Source organism: Nonomuraea diastatica (assembly GCF_004349015.1).
GTDB lineage: Bacteria > Actinomycetota > Actinomycetes > Streptosporangiales > Streptosporangiaceae > Nonomuraea > Nonomuraea diastatica.
On the sequence record NZ_SMKP01000376.1, the window covers coordinates 1 to 2,364 of the forward strand.

General features: G+C 71.4%; 2 protein-coding genes and 1 pseudogene. 2 read left to right on the top strand and 1 reads right to left on the bottom strand.

Annotated features, from left to right (window positions below; translation table 11 throughout):
- A pseudogene (locus E1294_RS56970) lies at window positions 1-127 on the top strand (inositol-3-phosphate synthase); the annotation flags it as partial.
- Between the two features lie 156 nt (window positions 128-283).
- Here the strand turns inward: E1294_RS56970 and idi are convergent.
- Window positions 284-868, bottom strand: a complete 585-nt coding sequence (gene idi, locus E1294_RS51645; RefSeq protein ID WP_132520616.1) for an isopentenyl-diphosphate Delta-isomerase — start codon at window positions 866-868, stop codon at window positions 284-286.
- A 105-nt stretch (window positions 869-973) separates the two neighbouring features.
- Here idi and E1294_RS51650 point away from each other — a divergent pair, with 105 nt between their 5' ends.
- Window positions 974-2,260, top strand: a complete 1,287-nt coding sequence (locus tag E1294_RS51650) for an MFS transporter (protein ID WP_132520620.1) — start codon at window positions 974-976, stop codon at window positions 2,258-2,260.
- Window positions 2,261-2,364: the final 104 nt, after the last annotated feature.

The window sequence follows — 2,364 nt, forward strand, 5'->3', positions numbered from 1 at the left end:
CCGGGGCATCGCCGGGCCCATCCTGTCGGCGTCCTCCTACTTCATGAAGTCGCCGCCCGAGCAGTACTCCGACGACCAGGCCCGCGACTACGTCGAGAAGTTCATCAGAGGCGAGGTCGAGCGCTGACCTCCTGACCGTCCCCGGGGCGCCGCACCCCCGAGCGGGCGCGGCGCCCCGGCGTTTGCGCCCACGCGGACGCGCCGCGTCGCGCCCGGCGCCTTCCGCCTCTCGGGCTGCGCGGAGACGGGCCGCTCGGAGATGGGCGGCTCAGGGGCGGGCGGCTCAGAGACGGGCGGCCGGTGGCAGCTCGCCGGCGGAGGCCGGCCGCCAGGCGAGCGGGTCGGAGCCGAGCTCCGCCAACTGCGGCACCTGCTCCCTGCACCACGGCGAGATCGCCAGCAGGCCGTTCAGCACGCCTTCGGCGAACTCCTTCCACGGCATCCACGACACCTCCCCCACCTCGTCGGGGTTGGGCACGGCGGGCGCGGCGACCGTGACCCGGAAGACCGGGCAGAGCTCGTGCTCGACGATGCCGTTGGCCATGACGGCGCGGTAGGCGAAGTCGGGCAGCATCAGGTCGGCGCGCTCGGCCTTCAGCCCCAGCTCGTAGGCGAGCCGGCGCATGACCGCGCGGTCCAGCGGCTCGCCCGGGAGCGGGTGGCCGCAGCAGCTGTTGGTCCAGACGCCCGGCCAGGTGATCTTGTGGTCGGCCCTTCTGGTGAGCAGGACGCGGCCTTCCCGATCGAAGACGTAGCTGGAGAAGGCCAGATGGAGGGGGGTGTCGCGGGAGTGCACCGACGTCTTCGGCGCGGTGCCGAGCGCGTGGCCACTGCGATCGACCAGCACAACCTGTTCCTCAGTCGTCACGCTTCGAAGCGTACGTGATCATGTGTGGTGTGCGGAACCCTGGGTTCACCTGCTGGACCGGCATCCGCGCGTCCTGGACGACGGGGACGGGGCTAGGCTGACGGAGTGTCGTTCGTCGCCGATCTCCGCGTGGTCCTTCAGGGCAGAGACTTCCGGCGCCTGTTCGGGACCCGGCTCGTCTCCCAGTTCTCCGACGGGATCTTCCAGTTCGGCGTGACCGGTTTCGCCTTCTTCAGCCCCGAGAACCAGACGACCGCGCTCGAAGTGGCCGCGGGGCTGGCCGTGCTGCTGCTGCCGTACAGCGTGCTCGGGCCCTTCGTCGGCGTGTTCATCGACCGCTGGTCGCGGCGGCAGATCCTGGTCGTCGCGCCCTTCGTACGCGGTCTGCTGCTGCTCGTGGCAGCCGGGCTGATCGCCGCCGACGTGCCGGATCCGCTGTTCTACGGTGCGGCGCTGCTGGTGCTCGGCGTCAACCGGTTCTTCCTGTCCGCGCTCGGCGCCTCGCTGCCGCACGTGGTCCCCCGGGAGCGGCTGATCGCGGCCAACGCGGTCACCCCCACGTCGGGGACGGTGGCCACGTTCATCGGCGCGGGCGTCGGATTCCTGCTGCGGGAGATCTTCGGCGGCGGCGACTTCGGCGTGGCGCTGCTGCTGGCCACGTCCGGCGTGGTGTTCACGCTGAGCGCACTGGTGGCGCGGACGATGGAGCGCCAGCTCCTCGGCCCGTGGCCCGACCCCGACCGGCCGCAGGCACGCCAGGCGCTGCGCAACGTGGTCACCGGCCTGGCCGACGGCGCCAAGCACCTGCTGCGGCACCGGGTGGCCGCCGCGACGCTGGGCGCGATGGCCACGCACCGTTTCCTGTTCGGCATGTCCACCGCGCTCGGCATCATCCTCTACCGCTACTACTTCGCCGACGGCGACGCCGAGACCGCGCTGCGCGGGGTCAGCCTGGTCGTGATCGGCGCCGGCGTCGGCACCGCCCTCGCCGTGATCGTCACCCCGTACGCGACCGAGTGGTTCGGGATCGAGCGGTGGGTGCAGATCGCGATGGCCGGAGCCGGTGTGCTGACGGCGGTGCTCGTGCTGCCGTTCCAGGAGTGGGGGCTGCCGGTGGCCGGGTTCGTGCTGGGCCTGGCCGGGCAGAGCGTCAAGATCTGCGCCGACACGACGGTCCAGCGCGACGTCGAGGACATCTACCGGGGCCGGGCGTTCTCCATCTACGACATGCTCTTCAACGGCATGTACGTGCTCGCCGCCGCCGTGTCGGCGGTGATCCTGCCCGCCGACGGCAAGTCGTACGCCGCCGTGCTGATCATCTCGCTCGGCTATCCGGCGGCGGCGCTCGCCTACCGGATGATCACCACCACGTCACGTGCCGAGGTCGTTTGACCTGGCCCACTCCACCAGCGCCTCCGTGGCCGCCTCCTTGCCGATCATGCCCTTGTCGAGCCTGAGATCGAGCAGGAACTTGTACGCCCGCCCCACGACCGGCC